The organism is Psychromonas sp. (assembly GCF_983033635.1).
Genome location: NZ_CEZLMY010000171.1, coordinates 1 through 7,607, shown reverse-complemented (window position 1 = coordinate 7,607; position 7,607 = coordinate 1). Strand labels below are relative to the sequence as shown.

6 protein-coding genes are annotated in these 7,607 nt (G+C 40.7%); 2 read left to right on the top strand and 4 right to left on the bottom strand.

What is annotated here, in order from left to right:
* Positions 1-233 precede the first annotated feature (233 nt).
* Positions 234-2,288 carry a S9 family peptidase gene (locus tag AC4GME_RS15845; RefSeq protein WP_490377304.1) on the top strand — a complete coding sequence of 685 codons (2,055 nt, stop codon included), beginning with the start codon at positions 234-236 and terminating at the stop codon, positions 2,286-2,288.
* A gap of 22 nt (positions 2,289-2,310) precedes the next feature.
* Here the strand turns inward: AC4GME_RS15845 and AC4GME_RS15840 are convergent, their stop codons facing one another.
* Positions 2,311-2,592, bottom strand: a complete 282-nt coding sequence (locus AC4GME_RS15840; RefSeq protein WP_490377305.1) for a hypothetical protein — start codon at positions 2,590-2,592, stop codon at positions 2,311-2,313.
* Positions 2,593-2,701: 109 nt separating this feature from the next.
* Positions 2,702-3,238: an outer membrane beta-barrel protein gene (locus tag AC4GME_RS15835; RefSeq protein WP_490377306.1), complete on the bottom strand. Its 537-nt coding sequence runs from the start codon at positions 3,236-3,238 to the stop codon at positions 2,702-2,704.
* Between the two features lie 134 nt (positions 3,239-3,372).
* On the opposite strand from AC4GME_RS15835, the gene AC4GME_RS15830 reads away from it, so the two are divergent.
* Positions 3,373-4,272 (top strand): LysR family transcriptional regulator, encoded by a 900-nt coding sequence (locus AC4GME_RS15830; protein ID WP_490377307.1) that lies wholly within the window; start codon positions 3,373-3,375, stop codon positions 4,270-4,272.
* A gap of 168 nt (positions 4,273-4,440) precedes the next feature.
* Here AC4GME_RS15830 and AC4GME_RS15825 read toward each other — a convergent pair whose 3' ends face one another.
* Together AC4GME_RS15825 and AC4GME_RS15820 are read right to left on the bottom strand one after the other, a co-directional pair.
* Entirely contained in the window at positions 4,441-6,909 is a 2,469-nt protein-coding gene (locus AC4GME_RS15825; RefSeq protein ID WP_490377308.1) for a cation:proton antiporter domain-containing protein, read from the bottom strand.
* Between the two features lie 182 nt (positions 6,910-7,091).
* Positions 7,092-7,562, bottom strand: coding sequence for an RNA recognition motif domain-containing protein (locus tag AC4GME_RS15820; RefSeq protein WP_490377309.1), 471 nt, complete (start codon positions 7,560-7,562; stop codon positions 7,092-7,094).
* Between the last annotated feature and the right edge of the window lie 45 nt (positions 7,563-7,607).

Genomic DNA, 7,607 nt, shown 5'->3' with positions numbered 1-7,607 from the left:
TATCAGGACTCAGCTCGGAGAGCAGAATAAGGCACTGCATGAGGGCTTTTCGAGCTGAGCCCCCGCAGGGCAAGCCAAATTGCACTCATCTGCGTCGTTATAAAATCTCAATGTAGAACAACTATACTTCAATGTTATGCCTAGCATCTAAGTACAATTTGACTTGCTGATTTTGCATCTTGAAGTAACATGGGTATATATATCTATACATCTTCTATTTATCAGAGCTGAGCATGAATTCAAAAACTAAACTCGAAGCACCTATCGCCTTAAAAAAACGTCACATTCATGATATTCATGGTCATCAACGTAGTGATGATTACTTCTGGTTGCGTGATGATAATCGAGAAACGCCGGAGATTTTAGATTATCTAAAGCAAGAAAATGCCTTCACTGAGCAAGAGATGGCGCCATTAGCTGGACTGCAAACTGAGCTGTATAACGAGATGGTTGCGCGTCAAGAGCCTGATCTTGAATCTGTGCCTTATTTCAAAAAAGGATTTTGGTATGTGTCGCGTTATGAGCAAGGCAAAGAGTTTACCATTTATGGCCGTCGTAAAGGGTCAATGGATGCGCCGGAAGAGCTTATTTTAGATTGTAATGAACGCGCAGAAAATCATAATTATTACCAATTGGGTGATTTGGCGTTATCAACTGATTCTATGCTGATGGCTTTTTCAGAAGATGTTGTCAGTCGACGTCAATATACCCTGCGTTTTAAAGATTTATCGACAGGTGAAGAGCTGGCTGATGTGATTGAAGATGTGTCGGCAGTGGTTTGGGCGAATGATAATAAAACGATTTTTTATGTTAAAAAACACCCTGAAACATTATTACCCTACCAAGTTTACCGCCATACATTAGGCGATAATATCGAAAATGATCTGCTGGTTTATGAAGAGTCAGATGACACATTTTATGTCAATATTTATAAAACGCGATCTGAAAAATATCTGGTAATCTGTATCGATAGCACTACTACCTCTGAGTGTTTAGTGTTAGATGCGACAAAGCCAACAGGGCAGTTTGTCCCATTTTTAGCACGAGAGGGCGATCATGAATACAGCATCGATCATTTCCAAGATAAGTTCTATATCCGCACCAATAACAGCGGCAAAAACTTTGCCTTAAAAACCTCTGATTCATTGACCAATGAAAATGCCGATTTATGGGAAACCATTATCGAAGCGCGTGAAAATATATTGCTGGAAGGTTATGAGTTGATGCGTGACTGGTTAATTGTCGAAGAGCGTCAAGCGGGACTGCCTGTATTACGTCAAATTAATCATAAAACCGGGGAATCGAAAACCCTCTCTTTTAACGATCCTGTTTATACCGTCTTCAGTCACTACAATCCCGAACCTGACACCTCAAAATTCCGCTATCAATATACTTCCTTTACTATGCCGGCAACGGTTTATGAGTTAGATCTCGATACGGGGGAAACCAAGCTGTTAAAACAAAGTCAGGTGGTGGGGGAGTTTGCAAGTGAAGATTACCAAAGTGAACGTGTCTGGGTTACCGCGCGTGATGGGATCAAGGTGCCTGTTTCACTGGTTTATCGCAAAGAGCTGTTTAATCATCAAAATCCAATATTGATTTACGCTTATGGTTCCTACGGACATAGTTTGGATATCGGTTTTAGCTCGTCAAATTTAAGCCTGTTAGATCGTGGTTTTGTTTATGCAGTTGCTCATATTCGTGGCGGTGAAGAGTTAGGCCGCAGCTGGTATGAAGAGGGTAAACTACTGAAAAAACAAAATACCTTTAATGATTTTGTGGATGTCAGCAAATCGCTTGTCGAATTAGGTTATGGCGCAAAAGAGAAGGTCTTTGCGATGGGCGGTAGTGCTGGTGGACTGCTAATGGGGGCGGTGATTAACCAAGCACCTGAACTTTATAAAGGGATCGTTGCTGCAGTGCCGTTTGTGGATGTCGTTTCCACTATGTTAGATGAATCAATTCCGCTAACTACGGGAGAATATGATGAGTGGGGTAATCCTAATAAGGAACATTATTATCACTATATGCTTTCGTACAGCCCTTATGACCAGGTTGTCGGGCAGGACTACCCAAACATGTTAGTGACCACTGGCTTACATGACTCACAAGTACAATACTGGGAGCCTGCTAAGTGGGTAGCTAAATTACGGGAACTGAAAACCGACCAAAATCAGTTGCTCTTATATACTGATATGGAAGCAGGGCATGGCGGTAAATCAGGGCGTTTTAAACACTTTGAAGATATCGCCAGAGAGTTTGCGTTCCTAATTGATTTAGCAGAATAACCTGTTAATCGAGCTAATATTGCTACCAAAGTAGTATTGCAATAATTTTAGCGTTTTCAGCTTTACGAGTCAGTTTACCTGCTTCTAAACACATTTCAGAATGTAGCTCTATGCCACGATCAATAATGACGTGGCCTAACTCTTCGCGTGACATTTTGTGTTTAAATTTCACATCGGCCTCTGAGTGTAAGCCGTGGTATGAACCACATAGTTCAGTTGTACTTACTTGTGCTGTGGGGGTACTTGAACAAGCTCCTAAAGCGACGCTTGCTAGCGCGATTATTGTTGCTGTTAATTTTTTCATTGGATATCCCCTACTGGTTTAAAAAGAAGCCGATTAAGTGATACAGCACATTTTATATGAGCCGTGTTTTTCGATTCCAGCTTTAAAACAGATTTAATGTAGTTACTAATTAGAACTTGTAACCAGCTGTAATTGATAGTGTGATAGCCTCCTCTTGCCAACCATCCCACGATGGATCGTCTACGTTTTGGATAGCAATTGACGGATCTATGTAGATGCCATTATCAAGCGTAAAACGTACACCAGCTCTACTGTAAAACGATGAGTTAGAAGTTGAATCAGTGCTGCTGTATGCAATACCGATCGAGTCATAAAGCTTCATATCAAAACCAGAGAAGCTCCATGTATAGCCAAACTCCGCAGCTACTGACGAGCTGTTAATGTAGTCATGATCGTACTTACCGGCAGTACCGCCATCAACAAATGACTGAGCAACTGTGATGCCCACTATGCGGTTAAATTCATATCCGCCTTCAAAGCGTATACCATGGCCAACACCGCTCAAGTCTGCGCTATAGACTGCATCATATCCGCCACCAATACGCCAGCCGCTATAATCATCAGCCTTAACGCTTGATACCGTAACCATCAGAGCAATACCGGTTAAGATAATAGTAGCTAGTTGTGATCTGTTAATAAGTTTCATAAATTTCTCCGCAAGTTAAATATATGGTTAAAGCGTCCTTATTCGATATAAAGCCAGTATAAATACTCGAAACTATTTTTAAATGAATCTAAAGCGTGTTGTAATATTGATTTGGTGAATGCATTGGGCTTCTGATGGGAAATGATAAAAATATTGACTTAAATCTGTTAAGTGTCTTTATGGTGGTTTGCCGTACAGGCTCCATTACTCAAGCGGCAGAAGAGCTGAATCTGAATCAATCTTCGGTGAGTAATGCCATTACAAGATTTAGAAAAGTCGTGGGAGAGCCTCTGTTTATTCGAGTAGGCCGAGGCATAGCGCCTACCTCTGCAGCGCAAGATCTTTATAAAAACTTAATAGATCCGATGAATAGGATAGATCAGCTGTTATCGAGTGTTTCCGGTTTTGATGCTGAAATGTCTCAACGTGAATTTAAGGTTATAACCGCCGACTACATCATCCAAACATTACTCCCGTCAGTACAGAAGATCTTAACTCATTTATCTCTAAGCATTACCTTTAAAGAAAGCTCCGGTAATGCAGAGGAAATGGCTCGTATACTTGAACTGGAAAAAGCAGATCTTTTAATTGATATAGCTCCACCTAGTGAAGGTAGCTGGGAATTTGAAAAAATAATTTCTGATAAAGCCGTTTGTGTGGTGAGAAAGGGGCATCCCCGCATCAATGCAAGTGTGTCAAAAGAGCAGTACCTGCATGAAAAACACGTTTTTCTTACGCTTAAGCGCTTAAACTCAACGGGACTCGAACTGATTTCACTAGAAAGGTTACCTGAGCGAAAAATGTTAACGGAGCAGTCATCAATGATGAGCATGTTAGCAACAGTAAAAAATTCCGATGCTATTGGCTTAACTATTTCGCGTTATGCTGAACAGTTTGCTCCTCTTTTTGATTTACAAGTATTAGCAGTTCCTTTTGCAACTAAACCCATTGATTTTTACATGATATGGGGCAAGAAGTTTACTCAAAACCCTGCTCATCAATGGTTAAGAAAAACAATAAAGGAGGCGATTTAAATCTGCCGCCTTACATATCTCACCAGACTATCCAGTCTGAGCACTAGGCTGGATAACTGCTCACATGCGCAACTATAAAGGTAGCCATTAATTTGCGCCTGGTGACCCTTGAGCACTTATCTACAGCAAGCTATTTGCCCCTTTATTTTAAATTAAAGATGTTGAGATTTATTGATGGGTTTCATGGGTTTCATGTTCTAAATGCTCTGCAAACATTTCACCTAAATGAGTATCTTTGGCGATAATTTTTTTCAGTTTATTAATATCTAACCAGATTAACTCAACAGGCGTAATTGCTTTTGCACTGTTTTTATAGCGGCCAGTTAAAAACGCATAAATGCCAATTATTTCTCCTGATTCGACTATCTCTTCTCTTGATACACAAACGAGATCTACCTTGCCATGCATAACCACGGCAATGGATGATGTATGCCTATTTTGACGATAGATTAGTTCACCACTGTTATATATTTGCCGTTTTGCCAGTTTGCCTAATAAAGCGATACTTCTATCTTTAATGCCTTTTGACCAGGGCATTGATCTCAGTTGTTTGCTGATCTCTTTTGCGCTAATACTATGCGGCATTGGATGCAGGTTCGCTAATTTATGCTCGATCTCTTTGGTCAGTATATTAGCTTCACTTTCATCTAAGACTCCCTCGTTGATTAAATCATCAAGATAAACTCTCTCTAAATTAAGCATTAAACGATGCGCTGAATGGGTCTCTAAGCTGTAAGAAAGCTCCGGAAAATTGTCACGAAGTTCTTGAATATGCAGGCGTGTATGTTGTTTGTTTAACGCGATATCACTTATTGCAGCTTTAGCATCTTGATCCGAGGGGGATAAAGATGGCACATATTTTTCTATCTCTTCCTGCGCTTGAATAAAACCACGGGCGGTATCGTAACTAAGTGCTAACCGTTCAAAGGATAAGCGCACAATTATTCGATTCAAAAAAGGAACATGATTAAACCAGCGTATATAACTTGGCGTTTTCCAAAACTCAAATAAGGTATTACGCGGCGATATTTCCGGATCACCATCTAATGCCACTTCCACCGCATTAACTAATTGTTTAGTGGCAGTCCCAGTTAATGCCCCTTGCTTGAATTGTGACCAGTAAAATTGTCGTTCTGTTTCTAATAAACGCCGACTAAAGGCGATACGTAAATCAGTATCTTGTATTTGCGTTGAGCTCGGCACTTCACTTGGCTTGTGTATCTTATTGAGCGGTTGAGTTAAACAGGACCAATTAGCGCGCTGTAAAAATTCATTCTGTTGCAATAAAGGTAATTCGTTTAAGAGACGTTGTTTAACGCTGAATTGCGCTTTCTCTAAGCTTGCTTGTTTGGCTGGTGGCAGTTTATCTAATCCTAAATATCTTAAAACCATGGTCATAGTGCTGGAATTAATAACGATAGTCAGTACCACAATACCTGCAGTTAAAAACAGCACCTGATCGCCGAGCTCTTTGGGTAGCATAGTATCCTGGGCGATGATTAATGCCAATGCTAAAGAGACCGCGCCCCGCAAACCGCCCCACACCAGCACAATTGCTTTTGCTCTATTGATGCCAATGCCGATACGTTTTAATAGCGGCATAAACGCGAACACTGAAAATGCGCGAATCAGTTGAATACCGATATACAATCCGCCTAAGGTTATCCACCATTCCTGCACATCTAAACGAATGCGTGAAGCGATAATTATACCAACCAAAATAAAGATTAAAGTATTTGCTATATGCGCCATCATCTGCCAGAAATGATGTAGAAAATCAGCAACCTCTGGTGATATTCGGGTGCGTCCAACACTGGCAAGTAATAAACCTAATGCAACAACGGCTACCACGCCGGAAACATGGAAAATATTCTCGGCAATAAAATAGGCAATATAAGCAGCTGAAATAGTCAGAGTTATTTCAATGGTTGGTTGATTAAATAAACGTCCGATCCATAATAAAACAATAGCACCGACCGCTAAACCGATAATCAAACCGAATAAAACCACCGATAAAAAACTGCCCGAAATAGCTAGCGCATCAAAACTAGGCTCTCCTCCTAAGCTTAACAGGCTGTAAAAGAGGGTGAATAAAACGATTGCAGTGCCGTCATTCAACAAGGATTCACCTTCTATTAAGGTTTCTAAGCGTTTACGCGAACTGACCTCTTTAAGTAATGAAACAACAGCAACCGGATCGGTAGCACTAATTAATGCGCCAAATAAAAAGCACACTGTCCATGACCATTGCCAAGGGAAAAAATAATGAGCTAAAGCTGCTGTTAAAATGGTAGTGAGTATTAACCCCGGTACGGCCAGGATGGCTATCTGGCTGACCATACGTGAAAACAGGTGGGTTTCCATGGCAAATGCAGATTCAAAAATAAGGGTCGGTAAAAATAGCAGTAATATCAGGTGTGGATCGACCTGTGCGAGCTCTGCTAATGCCAAACTCAGTTCCGGTAAGTTTTCCTCCATGTGCGCCGTGCGACTGTATAAACCTATGCTTAACCCGGCAAGCAGCAAAACAACACTGTAAGGTGAAGTGAGGACTTTGGGCAGGGATTTTACCAACGCACCAAGCAATAGTGATAACACCACAAATATTAGAATCAAAACACTGCCATCTAAATGCATAACTAGCTCCTTATCGGCTGGTTTCAAAGCGTTTTTTACGCTGGATGACTGGGTAATAGGGATTGTTTGGGTATATGTTTCAGTTTAGTTTAGTTTAGTTTAAATATTTGTATAACGGGGCTTTTTAACAGGCATAAAAAAACGCCCAGCAGGGCGTTTATAGTAGAGGCTTAACTTAAAATTTAAGCTTCTTCATTGTCCTCTGGGCGTGGTGCGCGTTCGTTTGCTTCACGTACTTTTAATGAACGTTCTTGGAACTCTTGTTCATTTAATGCATTAATTGCATTTGCTGCGTCTTTCTCTGGCATCTCAACAAAACCAAAACCACGGCGTTTTCCCGTATGTTTGTCCTTCATTAAACGAACAGAAAGTACTTTACCGTGTTCAGAGAAAAGAGTGCGGATAGCCATCTCGTTTGCGCGGTAAGGTAAGTTACCTACATAAAGTGTTGTGGTAGCAAAATCACTATCACTTGCTTCACTGCTTGAGCCGGTAGACTTTTTGGTGCGGATAAATTGGATTGTAAGGCCACTTGCCAAAGCGCCAATTGCAAATGATAATTCGCCAGGGATTGTTATACCTGATACTGAAATAACGATATAACCTAAAATCGCAACTGCGACAGAAAGCAACACGGAAGTGTTTGACTTCATAATAAAATAACCTCAAAGATAAATAGAAAAATAACTGCATCAATT